Annotated in this window: 16 protein-coding genes; 5 read left to right on the top strand and 11 right to left on the bottom strand. The window is 50.1% G+C overall.

Features of this window, described 5'->3' with window-relative positions:
- The first annotated feature begins 82 nt into the window (after positions 1 to 82).
- Positions 83 to 844: a sensor histidine kinase gene (locus CODIS_RS07740; protein ID WP_069123457.1), complete on the top strand. Its 762-nt coding sequence runs from the start codon at positions 83 to 85 to the stop codon at positions 842 to 844.
- 130 nt (positions 845 to 974) lie between these two features.
- On the top strand, positions 975 to 2,654 hold the full coding sequence (locus CODIS_RS07735; RefSeq protein WP_069123454.1) for an ATP-binding protein: 1,680 nt from the start codon (positions 975 to 977) through the stop codon (positions 2,652 to 2,654).
- Positions 2,655 to 2,688: 34 nt separating this feature from the next.
- Here the strand turns inward: CODIS_RS07735 and CODIS_RS07730 are convergent, their stop codons facing one another.
- A complete protein-coding gene (locus tag CODIS_RS07730) occupies positions 2,689 to 4,794 on the bottom strand; it encodes an ATP-binding protein (RefSeq protein WP_069123451.1) in 2,106 nt (701 codons plus the stop codon).
- Positions 4,795 to 5,242: 448 nt separating this feature from the next.
- Here CODIS_RS07730 and CODIS_RS07725 point away from each other — a divergent pair, with 448 nt between their 5' ends.
- On the top strand, positions 5,243 to 6,427 hold the full coding sequence (locus tag CODIS_RS07725) for a YbfB/YjiJ family MFS transporter (protein WP_069123448.1): 1,185 nt from the start codon (positions 5,243 to 5,245) through the stop codon (positions 6,425 to 6,427).
- Between the two features lie 116 nt (positions 6,428 to 6,543).
- Here the strand turns inward: CODIS_RS07725 and CODIS_RS07720 are convergent, their stop codons facing one another.
- From CODIS_RS07720 to CODIS_RS07705, 4 genes are read right to left on the bottom strand one after another with little or no spacing between them, the layout of a single operon-like run.
- A complete protein-coding gene (locus CODIS_RS07720; RefSeq protein ID WP_069123444.1) occupies positions 6,544 to 6,897 on the bottom strand; it encodes a copper-binding protein in 354 nt (117 codons plus the stop codon).
- A gap of 13 nt (positions 6,898 to 6,910) precedes the next feature.
- Positions 6,911 to 10,108 carry an efflux RND transporter permease subunit gene (locus tag CODIS_RS07715; RefSeq protein WP_305782093.1) on the bottom strand — a complete coding sequence of 1,066 codons (3,198 nt, stop codon included), beginning with the start codon at positions 10,106 to 10,108 and terminating at the stop codon, positions 6,911 to 6,913.
- A 27-nt stretch (positions 10,109 to 10,135) separates the two neighbouring features.
- Entirely contained in the window at positions 10,136 to 11,767 is a 1,632-nt protein-coding gene (locus tag CODIS_RS07710) for an efflux RND transporter periplasmic adaptor subunit (RefSeq protein ID WP_069123440.1), read from the bottom strand.
- A complete protein-coding gene (locus CODIS_RS07705; RefSeq protein WP_162420168.1) occupies positions 11,764 to 12,921 on the bottom strand; it encodes a TolC family protein in 1,158 nt (385 codons plus the stop codon). Before CODIS_RS07705 ends, CODIS_RS07710 begins: the two co-directional genes overlap by 4 nt.
- An 876-nt stretch (positions 12,922 to 13,797) precedes the next feature.
- Here CODIS_RS07705 and dusA point away from each other — a divergent pair.
- Positions 13,798 to 14,820: a tRNA dihydrouridine(20/20a) synthase DusA gene (gene dusA / locus CODIS_RS07700; protein ID WP_083220613.1), complete on the top strand. Its 1,023-nt coding sequence runs from the start codon at positions 13,798 to 13,800 to the stop codon at positions 14,818 to 14,820.
- On the opposite strand, the gene CODIS_RS07695 is transcribed toward dusA, so the two are convergent.
- The 5 genes from CODIS_RS07695 to CODIS_RS07675 all read right to left on the bottom strand — a co-directional run bounded on the left by CODIS_RS07695 (position 14,821) and on the right by CODIS_RS07675 (position 19,693).
- Positions 14,821 to 16,245 (bottom strand): SPFH domain-containing protein, encoded by a 1,425-nt coding sequence (locus CODIS_RS07695; protein ID WP_069123426.1) that lies wholly within the window; start codon positions 16,243 to 16,245, stop codon positions 14,821 to 14,823.
- Positions 16,246 to 16,658: 413 nt separating this feature from the next.
- Complete coding sequence (locus tag CODIS_RS07690) at positions 16,659 to 17,231, bottom strand: YceI family protein (protein ID WP_201259018.1); 573 nt, start codon at positions 17,229 to 17,231, stop codon at positions 16,659 to 16,661.
- 448 nt (positions 17,232 to 17,679) lie between these two features.
- Entirely contained in the window at positions 17,680 to 18,279 is a 600-nt protein-coding gene (locus CODIS_RS07685) for a flavodoxin family protein (protein WP_069123416.1), read from the bottom strand.
- Positions 18,280 to 18,302: 23 nt separating this feature from the next.
- On the bottom strand, positions 18,303 to 18,848 hold the full coding sequence (locus CODIS_RS07680; protein WP_069123411.1) for a cytochrome b: 546 nt from the start codon (positions 18,846 to 18,848) through the stop codon (positions 18,303 to 18,305).
- Positions 18,848 to 19,693 carry a pirin family protein gene (locus tag CODIS_RS07675; RefSeq protein WP_069123399.1) on the bottom strand — a complete coding sequence of 282 codons (846 nt, stop codon included), beginning with the start codon at positions 19,691 to 19,693 and terminating at the stop codon, positions 18,848 to 18,850. Before CODIS_RS07675 ends, CODIS_RS07680 begins: the two co-directional genes overlap by 1 nt.
- Positions 19,694 to 19,808: 115 nt before the next feature.
- Here CODIS_RS07675 and CODIS_RS07670 point away from each other — a divergent pair, with 115 nt between their 5' ends.
- Complete coding sequence (locus CODIS_RS07670; protein ID WP_069123394.1) at positions 19,809 to 20,723, top strand: LysR family transcriptional regulator; 915 nt, start codon at positions 19,809 to 19,811, stop codon at positions 20,721 to 20,723.
- Here CODIS_RS07670 and CODIS_RS07665 read toward each other — a convergent pair.
- On the bottom strand, positions 20,720 to 21,049 hold the full coding sequence (locus tag CODIS_RS07665) for a hypothetical protein (protein ID WP_069123388.1): 330 nt from the start codon (positions 21,047 to 21,049) through the stop codon (positions 20,720 to 20,722). The two genes, CODIS_RS07670 and CODIS_RS07665, sit on opposite strands and share 4 nt — an antisense overlap.
- Positions 21,050 to 21,110 lie beyond the last annotated feature (61 nt).

Genomic DNA, 21,110 nt, shown 5'->3' with positions numbered 1-21,110 from the left:
CTATACGTTCAAACGTATGACTTGACTGTTACAATGGCTGGTCTAGAAAACCTAAAATCAATCACTTAGGGGTATTTGTGCCATGGCTGGCAATACATTGAAAGAGGTTTTTAAATTACCCAGACTCACTTTCATCTCCCAGGGACTAAGTGATGAGGCACGTCTGGAATATGAGCAGGGATTGATTCGCCTCTTTTTTACCTTCATCGTGTTCACCTATCTGCTGATTTCTGATCTGACCAACCCCCTCGGCAGTACTCACGTAACAGCCACAAGGCTGGCAGCTGGATACGAACTATTCTCAATTCTGATTCTTTTATCGTTTATTTACATCAAACAGGGTTCAAAGTTACGTAAAACCATCACCATGCTGGGTGATCATACGATGACCTGTCTCGCCATGTATGGCGCAGGTGAGGTTGGTGCACCACTCTTTACAGTCCTACTCTGGATCACCGTTGGCTATGGCGCACGTTTCGGTAACAGCTATCTCTACCTGGGTATGCTGCTCTCGACCTCCGGTTTTCTGGTTGTGATCAACACAACACCCTTCTGGCTAGCACACCCGGTTGTGGGTTATGGATTGATCATCACCAACATTATCATACCAATTTTCGTCTCTAAGATACTTGGACAGCTGGTAGATGCAAAAGCTATTGCTGAGGCGGCAAATCAGGCAAAGGGGCGGTTTCTTGCCAATATGAGTCATGAGATGCGAACACCGTTAACAGGCATCATAGGTATTTCTCAATTATTGATGACTGAGAACTTGGGAAAAGGGATAGAGAAAAAAGTCAATACCATCGACTCCTCAGTAAAAACACCTACTTTCACTCATCGATGATGTCCTTGATTTTTCGAAAATCGATGCCGGTGAAATCAAGATTGAACACCAGGAGTTCGATCTGCATTCACTTATTACAACCGTCAGCGCATCACTTGAACCAATCGCAAAGGAGAAAAACATCAGTTTGATGACCCATATTTCTCCTGAAGTTCCATTCGATCTGCTTGGTGATAACCACCGCATACAACAGGTACTTAACAACCTCGTGGGCAATGCCATCAAGTTTACTCATCAAGGCTATGTAGACATCAGAATCAACCCATTACACACCACAGACTCAATGGTAAATTTAAGATTTGAGGTTATAGATACCGGAATCGGTATCTCCCAAGAGGGTCTGAATAATTTATTCCAGCGTTTCAACCAAATCGATGATTCCATTACCAGAGAGTATGGTGGTTCAGGTCTCGGTACTACAATTTCTAAAGAGCTCGTTAACTGTATGGGTGGCGATATTCAGGTTGAAAGCACGTTGGGAAAGGGGTCTCGGTTCTATTTTGATCTTCCACTCGAGATTCCTGAGTCAACAAAGGAGCAGAGCTATACAGGACACACTACAATCACATTCACCAACAGCCTTCACTTCTACAACAAGATCAACCAACCACTGAAGCTGTGGGAGATAGGCAATGATGTAGTAAGTACAGTTGAAGAATTGACTGATCTTCTCACTCAAAGCACATCTACACCTGATCAACAACCCCTTTTAATTCTGGATGCAGAGTATGTAGATGAAAATCTAGCACAACTTGCAGAGAGATTACGTGAAGTATCGGGTGATCAAGCCCACCTGATACTAGTTGATATTATTGGCAAATACCAACCATTTGATGTACCCCCTGAAATAGATTCAGTAGTCCATGATCTGAAAAACCGGCGCCAACTTTATAATGCGATTCACACTGCATTTCTCGATACCAACCTACCGGAGGGTGTAGAGGTAATCGATAGCTGGGCACATTCTCAGAACCACGACAAACTCAAGATTCTTGTTGCTGAAGATACTGCCGTTAATCGTCTAATTCTCAGTGAGATGCTGATTAAGGCAGGCTATCAAGTCGAGTTGGTAGAAGATGGACAAAGTGCCTTGGAAAAATTCGAAGATTGTGAATACGATTTGGCCATCCTTGATATGCAAATGCCCCGAATCGGTGGACTTGATGTTATACGCGAGTACAAGTCCGGGTATGGCCTAATAAAAGATATACCTTTTATCATACTGACAGCAAATATCTCGAAAGATGCGGAACAGCAGTGTCGGGAAGCAGGGGCCGATGTCTATTTACAAAAGCCAATCGATATCAGCGCCCTACTCAAGGAGATACATCGCCTGACGGATAGTGGCAATAAAATTTCAGAACAGGCAGTCACTACCTATATGGCCGGTCATAAGACAACTCCTTTTGCATCAAAAAGAATGCAATACCTGGACCGGGACACACTTGATCAGTTAACCAGATTGAGTACACGCGATGATTTTTTCAAGGAACTAGTTAACCATTTTCTTACTGATGTCTACAGTTGCATAGAACGCATGGAAATAGCTATACATGGTGCCGATATAACGCAGATCATCGATGATGCACATGCAATCAAAGGTGCCGCAGGTAATATTGGTGCAACTTATCTGCTCGAAAAGGCGAGTAAACTGAATCGTTCATCGAGTGAAGAGATCAGACGTAATGGACAAGCCTACCTGAAAGAGTTGGCTGAAATCTTAGATAAAACCAAGTCTGCCTTGGAACAATACCTTGAAGACAATCACATCAACATAAAACTGATCAACCGCAAGGATAACCAGGATTAACCTCAGCAACGGTTCCGCTAAAGAATATTAAAATCTATAACCTGCCCTCTTTGCTATTGTGCTCGTCCTTTCTTGTCATCAGTATTTGCTGAACTTCTGCTTTTAAATCTGTTCCTCTCAATGGTTTACTTAGATACTTGACGCCTATACTATCGCATGCCATCTGTGCTTCCTTACTTACATTGGCAGTGAGTACAATAAACGGCAGTTCAGCTCGGTTATCCTGTGTACTACGAAATAACTTGATCACATCGAGTCCGCCATGCCCCGGCATCATCATATCTACAATAGCCAAATCAAAGTCTTGCGCCTTTAATTGATCAAGGGCTGTATCCCCATTATCTACCAATACAACCTTATGCCCGTCTTGCTCAAGAAATCTGCACGTTACTCGTTGATTTATCTTGTTGTCTTCTGCAACTAAAATATGACCGGTTAATAACGACTTTGCTGTTGCATTATCTTGATCTGGCTTAAATTCAGTTTTATTGAATGTCGCTGTCTGCAAACTATGTAATACGTTGAATAAGCGTTCACGTTCAAGCGGTAGTGGATGTATATCGATATAGTTGAATTTGTCAGCATCTTGCCATTCGTGTGTTTTGTCGGTGATCAATATCATGTCTCGACTGGCAAGTCCTGATTTACCAAGTATCGACTTATCTCCATGCTTCAAACAACGTGTATCAATAAGTACAACTGTTTCGTCAAAATCTGTTTGTGATGTGATTCCCAGATCCAGTTTGCAGCTTATTTTCCACTCTCCAAACCACTCGCATAAAGTCTTGGTTAAGTTACTGTCACTACTGATTAAGCGGATACCAGCAGGAAACCTCAAATACTGTACGCCAGTTGGCACACTCGCACGCTGATAATCTATAGTCAAAGTAAACCGGCTGCCTTTGCCTATCTCACTTGAGGCTATAAGCTGTCCATCCATCAAATCAACCAATTGCTTGGCGATACTCATGCCTAATCCTGTGCCACCAAACCGTCTGTTGATCCTCTCATCCTCTTGTCGAAATGGATCAAAAATATAAGATTTAGCCTCTTCAGATATACCTATCCCGGTATCTTCGACAGTTAAATTAATTTGCACTCTGTCACTTGTTACGCTATTGGCTTCTACTCGTACTTCAACCCACCCCTGATCAGTAAACTTTACAGCATTTCCAACCAAGTTAACCAAGACCTGACGTAAATGCAGTTCATCTCCGATCAACCAGTATGGACATGCCGGATCAATATTACGCTTTAGTATCAGATTCTTCTTTCTTGCCTCATTGTTAAACAAGCCGACAACACTGTTTATTAGAGCATGCAAATCAAAAGGAGCATTTACAATTATTATGCGTCCTGCTTCAATTTTGCTAATGTCCAATACATCATCGACCAAGTGCAACAGCATAGCAGCTGATGATTGAGCTCCATGTACCAGTGACTTCTGCTTTTCCGCCAAAGGTGTAACACTTAACAACTCCAATAATCCAATTACACCATTAATAGGTGTACGGATTTCATGACTCATATTGGCCAGAAACCGGCTTTTGGCTTCATTTGCGGATTTGGCGGCATCGAGAGCGCGTGATAGTTTAGCCAATAATGAGGCAATGTACATGGGAAGTACAATTAATCCAATCCACAAACTCCAACCTATGATTGGATCCTCTCTCCACTCTGCGTTGTAGTGCATTACTAAAATAAAGCCCATTGCAGCAAGCACGGTAGAGGCAGCTAGATAGCGGTTTCCGTAACGCAACCCATAACCGGATGACACCCATAGATATACAACATATAGTGGAGTCATCATCTGACCGTAATAGTACAAAAGATATGAAATCATCCCCATGTCACCAAGCATACATATTATTCGCCTGGTAACAGAGATGCCTGGATTGATTGCAATAGCTATTAATATTAACGTGGAAAAAACCAAAAATAGACAGAGAATTATCAGGCCGTGCTTTACAGACTCACTTGGCTCGCCAAACAGTGACGACAACCCAAGATAAATAAGCACTATTATCGTAATAGCGATCCTAACAATGGATTGTTCATGTTCAGAGTCTGGCCGATTTTTAAAGCGAGAAATAATCCTCTGAACAAAAGAAAAAGAACGAGTGATATTTTGTTCCATCATTTACCGTTTCGCTTGATTAATTCAAGAAATCTCAAGTTTACAATAATAATGTGTACAAAATCATAATAAGTGGCATTCTGTTAACACTGATGATAGTTATTACAAAACAATTTTTATAAAATGGCTTCTTTAGTACAATTTTTAAAGCCCCGTATATGAATAACTATATTGACACGGATTCGCAGATTCAGGCATGGAAAGTGAACCCTCCTGCCATACTCTGAGATTATGGAAGCTTAACAAACCATCGGATAGAGAACAGCACATATCTAACGAGATTCCCGTATTTTGGTTATACTCTCGAACTGGCTCTGCTTCTCAAAACACACTGAGTCTACCGTTACAATACCTAATGGCCGGGCGACGGTTACATTGAACACAACAGATCTAAAAAATCACATCTTAGTGAGTAATATCAAGATTTTATGTACAGTAAAAACCTCACCACATGGGCAACCAGACTGAAAGATTAAAAGTACTGGCTGGCGGTATTATCAGCCTGATATTGATGCTGGGCATTGCCCGTTTTGCCTATACACCGCTACTCCCGATCATGCTGGAACAGGCCGGATTAGGACTTTCCCAGGGAGGCTGGCTAACGGCGGTCAACTATCTAGGTTATCTGAGCGGAGCTATCACGGCATCACTGATCAGTGACCTGGTACTCAAAGACCGTCTCTATCGTATCGGCCTGATCGTGGCGGTGGTATCCACCCTGGGCATGGGACTTACAGAGAACATATGGCTTTGGTCCTTCTACCGTTTTATTGCAGGTTTAAGCAGTGCTGCGGGACTGCTATTGGGCTCCGGTCTCATTCTTAACTGGCTCATACGCCACGGTCATCGCAGCGAGCTGGGTATTCATTTCAGTGGTGTCGGTCTTGGGATCGCATTTGGCGCCATTGCGGTGGAACTGATGAGTCACTATTTCGACTGGCGCGGGCAATGGTTGATGCTGAGCCTGATGGGTACCCTGATGGTTTTACCCGCCTGGGCATGGCTGCCTCCACCCGATACCAGCCAGGTCACACGCAGCGGTAAAGTGATGGTCGATACACCACCCAGCCGACGCTTCTTGCAACTCTTCATGGCTGCTTACTTTTGTGCTGGTGCGGGCTATGTGGTCAGCGCCACCTTTATCGTAGCCATTATCGATCAATTACCCGGTCTCAATGAGCTGGGCGCCTGGAGCTTTTTCATCCTCGGCATGGCCGCGGCGCCCGCCTGTATCCTTTGGGACCTGGTTGCGCGTCGAACAGGCGATCTCAACGCCCTGCTCATCGCCTTCCTGCTGCAGACTGCCGGCATCCTGTTGCCGGTGGTAGCTCATAGCCCAATCATGGCGATGGCCGGGGCGTTGTTGTTTGGCGGAACATTCATCGGCATCGTCAGCCTGGTACTGACCATGGCCGGGCGCTACTACCCTACCCGCCCCGCCAAAATGATGGGAAAAATGACCATTTCCTACGGTATTGCACAGATCGTCATTCCTGCCATTACAGGAGTGCTGGCTGAACGTAGCGGCAGCTATAGTGACGGCCTCTATCTGGCAGCCGGCATCATGATAATCGGCTCACTATTGATAGCCGGCCTGAGACTGTTCGAGACCAAACAAAACTCCGCTATTTTATAATACAGTAGCGTCGCCATCATTGTATGCCTTTGAAGGTCAACTTGTCTGTGACAGCACCCTGTACAGGTCCAAGAGATCTTCGTTATTATTGAGGTTGTTTGCTCACCGCCCTATATTCACTTGTCCAATTCCATGACGGTAATACGAAACTGTTTGTCACGACCTTTTTTTACTGTAAAGTTAACCTTGTCATTTGGTTTGAATCCAGACAAGTCGACCCGTCTTGTAACCGGCAAGTCCATTGTCATCCCCATCCAATTGAGCTCGGGAATTGGTTGGTGTGTCAGATTGACGGTTTTATTTTCCATATCGATTTTGTGTAGCACTCCCTTCCCCTCACCTTGATTAGCGCTACTCGTCATATCACCGTGATCATGCATACTATGGCTGTTGTGGCTGTCACCTAAAACTGGAGCAGCGATGATTGCTCCGGCAAACGCAATTGAGATCAATTTTAGTAATTTGTTCATGCTCGAAATCCTCTTAGGGCAGTCTGGATGTGTATACATCGGTTTTTAGAGAAGTCGGTACAGTCTCGGGTAGACGGCGCGCCTCCCAGATTAAATAGATTACAGGAACCACGATAAGGGTCATGACTGTAGTGCTGATCATACCGCCTACCATTGGCAAAGCAATTCGTCGCATGACATCTGAACCGGGACCTTCAGTGAAAAATATCGGTAACAAGCCGGCAATGATAACTGAAACGGTCATGAGCTTTGGCCTGACGCGTAAAGCAGCACCTGCCATAATGGCGGCAAACAATTGATGCCGGTCCAATGGTGGTAGAGTACGCATCTGCTGATCGATATATAGCAGCATTACCACAGCAGTCTCCACAGCGATGCCACCAAGTGCTATAAAACCGACCGCCACAGCCACTGAAAGATTGTATCCTGCAAGATAGACCGACCACATGCCACCCACCAGGCCGAATGGTAAGGCGGTCATTACCATCACCGTACGATCGGTACGGCCAAAATGAATCATCAGGAGAACAAGGATAATTGCGACAGCTCCCGGTATCGCGATTTTCAAGTTGCTTCTCGCCTCAAGCATCTGTTCGTATTGACCGGACCATGTAATAGCGTAACCCTGCGGTAACGTAACTTGATCAGCCACCAGTTTACGCGCTTCATCCACATAACCGCCAATATCACGCTCACCAATATCCACAAATACCCAACCGGTTAATCTGGCATTCTCCGACTTGATCATAGGAGGGCCTTCGGTAAACTTGATTTCGGCCAGTTCACCGAGAGGAATATGCATACCGCCAGGTGTCGGCACAAGAACCTCGGTGAGATCCTGCACAGATTCGCGAAACGGCCTGTCATAACGTAGAATGATGTTATATCGTTCCCGTCCTTGCACACTTTCCGCCACTTTCATCCCACCGAGCGCGGTTTGAATAATAGACTGAAACACACCAAGATCGATATTTCTCCGCGCCAATTCATCTCGATTTGGTGTAATTTCCAGGTATTTGCCGCCGGTTACACGATCGGCAAATACACTACGGGTTCCCTCCACATCCTTGACTACCGCTTCCACATCTAGTGCGATACGCCCAATCTCGTCAAGATCTGCACCGGATATCTTAATGCCGACTGGCGTGCGTATACCCGTTGAGATCATATCCATTCTGATCTTGATGGGATAACCCCAGCTGTTGACCAAACCGGGTAACTTCACCTGTTGATCCAGGATCTTGATCAATTCGTCTATATTCACCTCCGGCCGCCACTGTTCCCTCGGCTTGAGGCGAATCCAACTCTCTATCATTGATATTGGTGCGGGATCCGTAGCTGTATCGGCCCTCCCCAACTTACCGAAAACCTGCTCCACTTCAGGCACAGAACGAATCAAGCGATTGGTCTGCGCCAACACCTCCTTCGCCTTGGTGATAGATACACCCGGCAATGTGGTCGGCATATAGAGCAATTCTCCTTCATAGAGAGCGGGCATAAACTCTGAGCCAAGCTTGGATAGCGGGTACCACAGACTGGCAATACCCAGCAATGCGATCATCAGCGTCAACCAACGAACCCGCATAGAAAACTGTAGGACAGGTTTGTACAACGCAACAAAGAGACGATTAAGTGGGTTAGCCTCCTCACGGCGTATTCTGCCCCGGATCAGCCAAAGCATGAGAATAGGTACTATAGTGACCGAAAGCAGGGATGCAAAGGCCATGGCATAGGTCTTTGTGTACGCCAGCGGCGAGAATAACCGGAAACTTTCGCCCGTCAGTGCAAAAACCGGCAAAAAGGAGACGGTGATGATCAAGAGGCTGAAAAAGAGACCTGGCCCAACCTCCTTGGCCGATTGCAGGATAGCTGCGTTACGAGCCTTTTGACCCACGGAATCTGGCATATCACTAAGCTTTCTATGGGCATTTTCCACCATCACGATTGAAGCATCCACCATTGCCCCGATTGCAATCGCTATGCCACCGAGCGACATGATATTGGCGGTGATACCCTGTGCTGACATCACAGTGAATGCACCCAGCACACCGAGCGGAAGGGTAATGATGGCGACAAAGGCAGAGCGTGCATGTAACAGGAAAAGGATGCAGACCAGGGCAACCACAATTCCCTCTTCAACCAGCTTGTGGCTGAGATAATCAACTGCACCCCGAATCAGGGGAGCCCGGTCATACACGGTTCGGACCTCCACACCTTCGGGTAGACCTCGACGCAGAATATCGAGCTTTTCCTTCACTGCCTTGATCACGTTCAGCGCATTTTCTCCGGAACGCATGACCACGATACCACCGACTACCTCGCCTTCACCGTCCAGTTCCACGACACCGCGCCTGAGCTCTGGCCCCTCCAGTACTCTGGCAACATCAGTGATCAATACAGGCGTGCCGTTACGCGCCCGCACCACAACCCTCTGTAAATCCTCCAAGGTTGATACATAGCCTCGGGAACGGATCATTAATTCGGTCTCGGCCCGTTCCAACACCCTGCCACCCACCTCCATGCTGGCGGCTTCAACCGCCTCGCGTACCCTAACCAACGGGATGTCATAAGCGCGCAATCTGTTTGGATCAATCAGCACTTGGTACTCGCGTACAAATCCGCCAACAGCGGCAACCTCAGATACGCCGGATACAGTTGCGAGCTCGAAGCGCAAGAACCAATCCTGCAGCGCACGCAACTCGGCCAGATCATAGCGGCCGGTTCGGTCCAGGAGGGCATACTGGTAGATCCAACCCACACCTGTGGCATCGGGACCGAGTCGAGGGGTGGCGTTTTCGGGAAGATCATTCTGTACCGTCGCCAAAGCCTCAGCGACCCGACTACGTGCCCAATAGTCATCTACACCATCCTGAAATATGACGTAGACGAAACTCGTTCCAAACATGGAAAAACCACGTACCGCTTCTGTCTTTGGCAATCCTAGCAGGGTGGTGGAGAGCGGATAAGTCACCAGTTCTTCAACGATCTGTGGCGCCTGCCCTGCGAAATCAGTGCGGATAATCACTTGCGTATCGGAGAGATCGGGAATCGCATCCAGAGGTGTGCGATCAATCGCAAGCATACCCGCGACAGCCAAGGCCGTGGTTAAGATCAACACGATCAACTGATTGTGAACCGACCAGCTAATTACTTGGGCGATAAAGGACCGGGAGGGATCCTCTCCCACAATATCGCTTGCATCATGCATCATGATTCCTTCTTCTGAATCGATCTCTGCTCATTGCACCAACGCCCCCTTGCTGCCATCGAGATAGGGGCTGAATACCTGGTCGCCCTGCTGTACCCACAATCGCCCATCGGTTACGTCTTTGAACAATCGCACCCCCTTTTCGTGGTAATAGTCTTTTCTACCATCCAGCATCCAAGGCCTTAGAGCACTGACCAAACCATGCAATGCATTCCGCAAGTCACTCTCTGTTCTTGCCTGTTGGGCTTCAGCGATGGCATGATTAGCATTGTCTAGAACCGGCCCCAACCGTGTATTACCGAACTTCGGCCATAGCAAGTCGCGAATCTCCAGTGCAGGCTGCAACTGCACGGGATCGACATCGTAACCATCAGCCAAAGCCTCGTGCAGATATAGGCCAGCGTCGACTAGATGATCCACCATCGCCATCTGAGCCTTACTCAGGTTTAGATCGGCCAACTCCAGTTTGAGACGCTGGAGTTTCTGAAAAGACTCTCGTAGCGCACTCTCAGAATCGATGAGAAACTGGCCAGAGGCGACGATACGCTCATCCCTGTCTATTCCTTCAACCACCTCGGTAAATCCGCCGCTGCTCAGTCCTGTACGTACCTTGCGTGGCTGAAAACGACCGTTTCCAAGCGCCACAACCAGATAGGGGCCATCGGCACCAATTAACAGTGCACTATCCGGTACCGCCAATCGACGATCCAACCCCACCTCGAACAGCACATCTGCATATGCGCCGGGCCTAAGCTGGTTATCCTTGTTATCCAGCTGTAAACGCACTGTACCGGTCCTGCTCGATCGATCCACAGTTGGGTGAATGTAATCAACGTTGGTCTCAATCACCTGGCCTGGAAGATTGGGGAGCATGATACGAACTTGTGTCTTATTGTTGATTGCCACCAAATCCTTCTCTGCCACAGCAGCATTAATCCAGACCGTGGAGTAATCCTGAATTACTGCCAAGGTCTCCCCGGGCCGCACATAGGTTCCTTCCCTAACCCGTAAATCGCTCAAAGTACCGTCGGCTGAAGCGTAAAAAGGTACATGTTCCACGACGCTTCGTTTCTTACGCAGCGTGGCGATAAACGACTTGGAAACGCCCAAGGCACCAAGCCTGATCGCTGCAGACTGGATACGGTTTGCACTTTGTCTTTCCAGAGCGCTGAGATAGTCCTGTTGAGCCGCTACCAAGTCTGGACTGAACAATCTGTATAGCAAGTTACCGCGTTTTACCTTATCACCGACAGCGGTTACAGCGAGCGATTCTATCCAGCCTGCCACCCTGCTCGATATCTCACTACGCAATCGTTCGTTCTCCGCCACCACGCCATAGGCACGTATACGACGGCCGAATACCGTGGCTTCGGGTTGTGCGTAGCGTACCCCCATGTTCTGAATGGTCTCTGGTGCGATGGTTATCGCGGCACGTTCACCGTCTGCATCTTCTTCCTCGAGAGCCAGCGCTGGCCCAGACGTCATTTTTACCAAGTCCATACCACATATGGGACAACTCCCCATCTCGTCGGCGATATAGTGCGGATGCATTGGACAAGTATATTTGGCGCTGTCCCCCTCTTCGCCAGCGCCCACTACAGAAGATACCAGGAACAACACAAACCCTAACATACGGGGATTGAATAACTGAATCGGAGTCATGAGCCATCCTCCACCAATAGGGCATTGATTCTGGCAGCGGAAATGGTACGCGCTGCGCGCTGTTTCGCCTTGTCCAGTGCAATCTCGGTTCGCTGAATCGCAGGACGAATGACGTCCTCAAGTGAACCATCTCCCGCTTCGTAACGTCTCCTGTTGGCAGCTTCAAGCTCGCTCAGCCTTCCGTTGCGTCTGCTCAATGCTCGTAACAAGTTATCCGATGTACGGTAGTCTGCCATGGCGTCATCATATTTTCCCCGAGCCTCTCTTAATCGGTGTTCCCGTTCAGCCGTCGCACTCGTTACCGCCTCTTCCGCGGCAATCAATCTGGGCCGTTGGTTGGAATCCGCCCAAAACGGGATGCTAACGGTGAACTTGAACGTAAGCCAATCCTGACCATCGAAATTCGATCCTGACTCCCGTTGTTGCCAAGCCATACCCAAAGCGTAGTCGGGGGATAATGCAGCCTTTTTTTCGTTTACTCGGGATCGTGCAACTTCAAGTTTCCGTTGCGCACCCCGAACGGCAAGCAATTCCGAAGCGTTTCCCGTCCACTCTCGAGGTTCGATATCGGGTAATATATTCTGATCCGGAACCGTATCGAGGAGCTCTCTTAATTCGGCCTGCCAACGAAGGTCTTCGCCATCTAGCGCAACCAGTCTCTCCTCGATTCGTCCGCGTTGTACATCTAGCTCATCAAAGCGGGCGTAAACAGAATTCCCTCCTTCCATCTCGCCGCGAAGCCAATGTTCCAAATCACTAATAAGATCCAGTTGTCCGTTCAAAGCTTCTTTGGATTCCGCAATCCGTCGCCTTTCTGCCAACGCGGTTATCAGTCTTTCCTTCAACTTAGCCAGAACTTTTAATCGTTCCAATTTTGCCACTTCCGAGCGTGCAAGGTGTGTACGCCGTACTGCTTCCCGTGCGTCTCCATTGGGGATTGCCTGCTTAAATTCCAGGCTGCGGTTGCTGGGTAAATAGCGTTCTAGATTCAAAGGATCATCTGCAGGCACATTGTTCAAACCGATCGTTATGCTTGGATTAGGCAAACCCAGTGCGCCATCCGAGTTAATGCTCCATTTCCTTGCAATCGACTCATTCATACGAACCTCGGGGTGTTCATGCAAGCGATCCACCATTGCTTCAAGTGGAGTCAATTCCGCACTCGCCGCTGTATGATCAACAGCTAGATAAAGCATCAACAGCAATACATACAAGTACCGGCGGCCACTAGACAGAGAGCCGTAAGGACCTGAGATAGAATATGATTTACGCGACAATAGCGCCGCGTTAACAGAGTACATGAAATATCCCCCACGCATGAGTTCACCTTTGTGAACAAAAGCCAACCTTAAGTACGGAACGCACCTACATGGGGGGATATCTTTGGTGGGGGCGTTTCGACAGGGTGCTCTGAGCGTGGAGCTGCCGCAGTGACAGGAGTGAGAATCACCGATTGTAGTGAAACGAAGACACTTAATCGAGACCTGGAGCTTTGCGTCACGAAGCCACAGAAAACACATCCTTTTTCCGAAAAGATGGTAGACGGGTCTCCGGTATCGTGACAATTAAGATGCTCGGAAGTCACCTCCATGTTGAATGTTAGCGGTGATCCATCACTATTTCCGGCGAACTGGGGCCACGACATCAAGATCGTTGCATGCAATAGCAGAAACGACAGAATGCAAATAACCCAAGGATCTCGATTGGTTCTCATAGGTATTTATAATGTAAGACAAGTTACTCTAGCGTCAACCCAGAATCACAGAATTTCAATCAATCTTTTCATTCGATCACACATAATATTTTCGTACCCCGGATTGCTAACCAAACACCGCTTTTACCGAGGACAACCAAATACCACTAATAGTTTCATCCAACTATGAAAAAGAGATTCGGCTCTATCTTGGCTGAGCCTGGCGACATCGATTCCTACAAACAGGCAGGCTTTAACGGACGCGGCTGATCATCAATTCAACTGGGCTATGAAAAGAGTTAGTATAGACCGATTTGATCTTACTGTAATTTTTTGAATGATAGTACGTAGACTCTGCATCGCCCCGATGCTGGATTGGACAGATCGCTATTGTCGTTATTTCCTGCGTCTGATTTCCAAGCACGTGGTGCTGTATACGGAAATGGTCACCACCGGCGCCCTGCTGCATGGTAATCGGGCACGATTCCTCGATTTTGATCCCACTGAACACCCGCTGGCGCTGCAGTTGGGCGGCAGCGATCCGCAAGCCCTGGCCGAATGTGCAAAACTGGGCAGCCATTGGGGCTATGACGAGATCAACCTCAATGTGGGCTGTCCCTCGGACAGGGTGCAATCGGGCCGCTTTGGCGCCTGCCTGATGATGACACCCGGGGTGGTCGGTGACTGCGTCAAGGCGATGCGGGACAGCGTCACTATTGATGTCACCGTCAAGCACCGTATCGGTGTGGATGAGCGGGACAGCTACCAAGAACTCTGCGACTTTGTCGGCACAGTCTCCGATGCCGGCTGCAGGACCTTCATCGTGCATGCCCGCAAGGCCTGGTTGCAGGGATTGAGCCCGAAGCAGAACCGTGAGATCCCTCCCCTTTCATACGGAACGGTTCATAACCTTAAGCTCGACTTCCCCGATCTCGAAATTATCATCAATGGAGGAATCACTAACCTTGACCAGGTTGGCGAGCAGCTGAAACAGGTGGATGGCGTGATGATCGGCCGCGAAGCCTATCACAATCCCTGGATATTGGCCGAGGCCGACCGCCTGATATTCGGTCAATCCGGCTCCACTTTGACCCGGCACCAGGTCGTTGAGTCATTGATTCCTTTTGTCGAGCATGAACTGTCGAAGGGAACGCCGATCAATCGCGTCACGCGTCACATACTCGGTCTGTTTCAGGGTCAGCCGGGCGCCAGGAAGTGGCGCCGTAAATTGAGTGAAGGATCACATCTGGCGACTGCCGACAGCGGTCTGTTGCGCCAAGCGGCGACACAGGTCTTGGAAGTGACAAATCGGTGCGGCAAGCCGCACCCTACATCTCGATTGCCGGATTCGTCACGGTGACTACTGTTTCTGCCCAGCAGTACTAAACCGATCCGGCTCACTCACGGCCACCCCCAGATCCCTGGCGGTCTTTGCCATCAGTAACGCAATCAGGTCGGTGGCATTCGACTGTCCCGAACCCTTTTCGCCGCTGACCACCACTTCAGGCACCAGTCGCTTGTCCCGAATCGCATCGGCAAAGGCCTCCGATACGGTGACATAGGCCTCCAGGCGCTTTTCCAGGGCGTTGTCCGCCTCCATCAGCATGCGCCTGCGATCCGACTCTGCCTGGGCCAGGGTCTGAATACGCTCCGCCTCAAGCCTGGCGGTCTCCAATTCTATCTGTTTGCGCTCCAGCTCGATCTCCGCTTCCCGCTTCCGGGTGGTTGCTTCGGTCACCTTTTTCACCTGTTCCTGTTCTGCCTCTTTGGCCTTGGTCTCACCGGCGATGACCCGCTCAATCTGCTGTTTCTCCAGTTCGATCTTCTTCTCCGCCTTCTCGGCTTCACCCTGAGCGATAATGCGTTTCTTGCGCTCCTCTTCCTTGCGTGCATTCTGTCTTTCGATAGCCACCTGGGCAGCCGCTTCACGCTGCTCTTTGAGTTTGTCCTTGAATGCGGGGTCGGGATCCACATCCTGCACATTGGCCTGGACCAGAACGAGCCCGAATTTCTTCAACGGGTGGTCCTCAGCATCCTTACGCATCTCCAGGCCGGCGCTGTTTCGCCGTATGCGCACGCGTACGTGAACCGTCTGGTCCTGCTGAATGGTGCGACTGTCGGGTTCGGTTATCGCCAGCGCCCCGCTGACGGCACGTCGCTCATCGATGTCCAGCAGGTATATACCGTTACGAATCTGATCCAGCACCGCATTCTCGAAATCGCCACCCTTGCCGCCGATATACTCCTGGGCGGAATACATTCGGCCCGAGTTGCGCATCGCCTCCTGCATGATGGGTATCAATGAGGAGTTGATCAGATTGTCTTGAGAACGGTAGGCAATGGCCATCGGCAGGAATTGCTCGTCGACCTTGGGCATTTGAAAGCGCGCTGTCATGCGCATATTGGCGGTCACCGAATCGTGAAAACGTATCTCCTGCACCGGCGCAGTCCCGGAGAAATTACCCGCCATGCCGCCGAACGAGACCGTCAGATATTTCTTGAAAGGAATCGCTTCACCGAAAAAACGCGGATGAAAGCCCGGTTCGAGTACCGCCTGCTGGGTACCCCAGGGATATTGCACCAGATAGCTCATGCCCGGACTGGCATAAAAGATGATCCCCTGGGCGCCGCCCAGTACAAAACCGATGGTGAGCAGTCCAAACAGCGCCGATGCCCCCATGAACGGGCCCATCTCACGTTGTTTCCGGATGGCGTTATAGATGAATCCCAGGATCGACAGGGTAATCAATGCCAACCCTGCATAGGTAATAAACTGCATCAACATGCGTGACTCCTTTCCCGATAGTGGTTATTCGTCCCTGTTTCGGCCGCCTGGGATATATCTTGACCGGTTAACCGGCACTCTTGCCATAACCGAGTGGGTAAAAAGATTAAGCATATGCAGGCCGCAAATGAACGCTAATCACCGCAAATTTTCGCGATTGTGTAACTCAATTTCTGTCGATTGAGGCTTGGCTCGATGTATCCGGATAAATCTGTACTATTCAATCAGCATGTTTCTCGGGAGTCTACAAAGCATTGCGGGAGGTCTCAGGACATCAAGTATCATCAAACCATTTGCGTATATTTGCGGTGATTAGCGTTTATTAGCGGCTAAATTTTTATGTAAGCAAATAGGCGATTGGCACCTCTCTTCCTTTACAGAGAGAACATGCCATCGCCTGATTATGGATCACTTTACTGCCTGATCCCTTCCACTGATAGTTCCAGCTGCACGGTTTTCGAGGCTGGTCCCAGGTCGAAGGGGATCCCAAAGTCGGCAAGCGCGATCTCGGTGGTTCCGAAAAATCCACGTCTGTATCCGCCCCAGGGATCTTTACCGTGTCCGATATGTTCAACCGCGATCACAACCGGTTTGGTTACCCCGCGCAGGGTGAGATCGCCCTTGAGTTCCGCCTTGCCATCGCCCTTCTCGGTAAAAGAGGTTGAGACGAATGACGCCTTGGGGTATTTGTCCACATAGAGAAAATCCTCGTCCCGCAGATGCTTGTCACGTTCTCCATGATTGCTGTCAACGCTGGCCGGTTTGATATCCACCGATATCTTCGCGGCCTGGGGGTTTTTCTCATCATAGCTGAAGCTGCCGCTGAACTCGTTGAAGCGGCCCAGCAGCCAACTGTAACCAAGATGCTTGATGCGGAACTGTATGAAGGCATGGGCGCCTTTAGTGTCGATCACATACTCTTCCGCGTTAAGGGGTGTCACAAAAATAAAACTCGCTGCTATCAATGGTATTAAAAGTTTTTTCATCGGATTCTCCATCTTTCTATTGATACAATCTTTCAGTTTAAGAGCGGTTGGCGGTTATCTTTCGTAGCAGCGACAGGGATGTCGCGGTAGCCCCGTCAGCACATGGATGTACTGTTGGGGCGGCGTAAAAAGATGACCGCCAACCGCGTGGAAGTTGGCCAATACTCCTTTACAATTTGTTTATAAAATCCATTTAGTCATTTCCCCTTGTATAGGATCTACTGACTTAAATTCTAAGATGGCTCTATACAGTAGATGTCAGTCTGTAAATCTGACTCTTGGTAACCGAGATTCAAGCTGGCTCTACACGACTGATGACGGTCTTTCCCCGCCGCCCCAGCAGCACGTCCATATGCTGACGGGGCTACCGCGGCATCCATGCCGCTGCTGCGAAAGACCGTCATCAGTCGCTCGTTAAACTGCTTGTTTGTAGTTTCCAAACAATTGTTCAACCAACTTCTCTTCCCCGTACCAATTGTTGCGTGATAGTTGCAACCCTGGCACCGTAGGCCTCCGCAGTTGCGATATCCCCTGATGATGGCGCATCACCCGGATCCACCTGAAAACTTGCCGCCATCGGCCCCGAATAGGAGCCGATCCGATTCATCACCTCCGGCCCGGGGCCTTCGATGCGATTCATCGAATCCGGATCGCTGGCGGCCGGGTGCATGCCCAGGCTGACGTAGATCATCCCCTGCTGCATGGCATTGATCATCAGCCCCACCAGGGTATTCAACTTATCCCCGGAATAGGAACTGGAGTTGGTGAAGGCACCCGCCACCTTATCCTTCCAGGATTGGGTGAACCACTTGGCCGCCGCGGTCTCAAGGAACTTCTTCATCCCCGCCGACATGCTTCCCATGTAGGTGGGTGTACCGAAAATGATCCCGTCCGCATCATCGAGACCGTCCAAGTCGGCGCCAGCCTCTTCCGCGGTAAGCAACACGGCCTCTACACCATCGATTGATGCGGCGCCTTTATGCACTGCCTCTGCCTGCAACTTGGTATGGCCGAAGCCACTGTGATAGACAATTGCTACCTTTATCATCCGATTCTCTCCTCCGAGTCGTGTCAGATCCCCAGCATGCGCTTGAGGCTCCGGTCATGGTCAAAAAAGTGGTGTTTCAAGGCCGCCAGAGTGTGCAACAGACTGAGCAGCACTATGCCCCAGGCAAGATAGAGGTGGATCTTGCCGGCGATGTCCTCCTGTCCGTCGATGCCGCTCAGGGTTGCCGGAATTTCGAACCAGTCAAATACCTCCAGCGAACGACCATCTGCGGTGGTAATCAGATAGCCGCTGATCATGACGATGAGTATCAGCAGATAGAACAGCCAGTGCACCAGGGAGGCTGCCCATCGTTCATAGGGTTTATGGGTGGGCAGATGATCTGGGCGCGGCGTGATGAAGCGCCATGCAAGGCGTAGCACGAATACGAAGAAGAGCATCACGCCGATGCCTTTATGCCACCAGGGTCCAAGCTGATACCAGGGATCGTAGTAGCCAAGATCGCGCATCCATATCCCCAGACCGAACAGGCCGTAGATCACCAGGGCCACCAGCCAGTGCAGCAGAATGGCAACCAGACCATAGTTCTCCCTGTCATTGGCCAAGCGCATCAGAAACGACCCTCCTGATAGTCGTTGAAGGCCTGCTGCAACTCCGCTTCGCTGTTCATGACGAAGGGACCACGCCGGGCAATGGGTTCGTGCAGTGGCTGGCCTGCCACCAGCAGTAAACGACTCGGCTCCTGCGCGGTTATTTCAACACTATCTCCTTGATCCAGTACCGCCAGGCTATTTACCTCCAGATCAATTCCATCGATTGAAACCGCCCCTTCGATGAGGTAAACAAAGCTATTATAGGTTTCCGGCAAAGATTCTTCGAAGCGGCTACCTACGGGCAGTGTGATATCGTAAAAAAGTGCCGGTGTCACCAATTCACTCACCGGTCCTCTCGTCTGCCGGGATGTCTGCCCGGCCACCACGCGTACCTCGACACCATCACTCCGCGCCTCCAGCGGTATCGCCTGGCGATCGAACTCCTGATAGCGTGGATCGATCATCTTCTCGCCGGCCGGCAGATTGACCCAGAGTTGGAAACCGGACAACAGGCCATCCTGCTGTTGCGGCATCTCGGAGTGAATCACACCTCGCCCGGCGGTCATCCACTGCACGCCCCCCGTCTCGAGAAGACCGGTATGACCGGCATTGTCGCGGTGCTCAACCTGGCCGGCCAACAGATAGGTCACCGTCTCGAACCCCCTGTGAGGATGGGGAGGAAAACCACCGATATAGTCATCGGGATCGTCGGACACAAAGTGGTCAAGGAGCAAGAATGGATCGAATTGGGGCAACTGCGGTCCGCCGATAACCCGGGTCAGGCGCACGCCGGCGCCATCGGAAGTCTCTTGGCCGACAACGACTTGCTTAATCCCTCGTCTGTTAGTAACAAGCTGTTCCATGACAGCCTCCTCGCAAAAAATGCATAGTGTTTTAATCAGTTATCAGCTAGTTTAGGTTGTCAATTTCGAAGATAAAGACCACAATTCAGGAAACACTGTTGCAGAATTTGGAACAATGGACCGATTAGAGTGCTTAGAGAGCTTTGTTGCCGTGGTCGAGTCAGGTCAGTTCAGCGCGGCCGCGGAACGCTTAGGATTAGGTAAATCGGTCATCAGCCGACGGGTTTCGGAGCTCGAGGAGTATCTAGGCGCCCTACTGATCCAGCGCACCACACGCCGTCTATCCCTCACCGATGCCGGTCGCACCTTCTATCCAAGGGCGATTCAGTTACTGGAAGATCTGGCGGATGCAGAGCAGTCTGTCTCCAGCGCCCAGCACGCCTTGAGTGGCCGAATCCGCCTGGCCGCCCCACTCTCTTTTGGCTTGATGCATCTGGCGCCCGCGCTCAACAGCTTCATGAGCAAGCACCCCGGGGTGATACTGGATATGGATTTCAACGACAGCCAGGTCGACCTGATCCAGGAGGGTGTCGACCTGGCACTGCGTATCGGTCAGCTTGAGGACTCCACCATGGTCGCCCTGCCCCTGGCGCCGATCCGCACGATACTCTGCGCCAGTCCGGGTTATCTCGCCCGCTACGGTACTCCGGAGACACCTGAAGCACTAACAGGTCATCAGTGCCTCTGTTATTCAAATCTGCCGGAACCGCAAAAATGGCGCTTTGTTGACCGTAAAGGTGTGGCACACACTGTGCGTGTGGAAAACAGAATGCTGGCCAACAACGGCCAGATCATCCTCGAGGCCGCCGCATCGGGACATGGTATCTGCATCTCCCCCACCTTCATTGCCTACCGGACCATCCTCGAGGGCCGCCTGGTGCCGATCCTGGCAGATTACGAACTCCCCACTGCGACCGCATATGCCATCTACCCGAACCGTCGTTTCATACCGCAGCGGGTCAGGATCCTGGCGGAGTATTTTCGTGAGCTGTTCGGTGAGCAACCCTATTGGGATGAAGGCTTGGTCTAGGAGTTGCCAAAGGTGTTATCGATCACCCGCAGAACAGTGCCTAATTCCAAACCACCCTCTTCCACTGCCATTTGTTTGAGTTCATGGTGGAGTTTCAATCTGTAATCCCGACATAGATCCAGCATCTCCTGTCGACTGTAATTCTGTTTCAGTTGTGCAGCAGATGGTACTGCCACCTCACCATCAACCAGCACCACCTCCGCCGAACGCCTGATCATTGCACTGGCACCCGTTCCCTCTACAGAGGCAGTCAAAGGACCTGTCTTGGTATACCGCTTACCCTGATATTCGAATTGCTGGCCGATCTTGAGTTGAGGAAAACGCATTATTAATACCTGTATGTCAAATATCAATTGGGTTCGTAAAAAAGGAATCACCCACTACCCA

Source organism: Candidatus Thiodiazotropha endolucinida (assembly GCF_001715975.1).
GTDB lineage: Bacteria > Pseudomonadota > Gammaproteobacteria > Chromatiales > Chromatiaceae > Thiodiazotropha > Thiodiazotropha endolucinida.
Note: the sequence above shows the minus strand (reverse complement) of the source record. Positions and strands in the feature narration are given on the sequence as shown.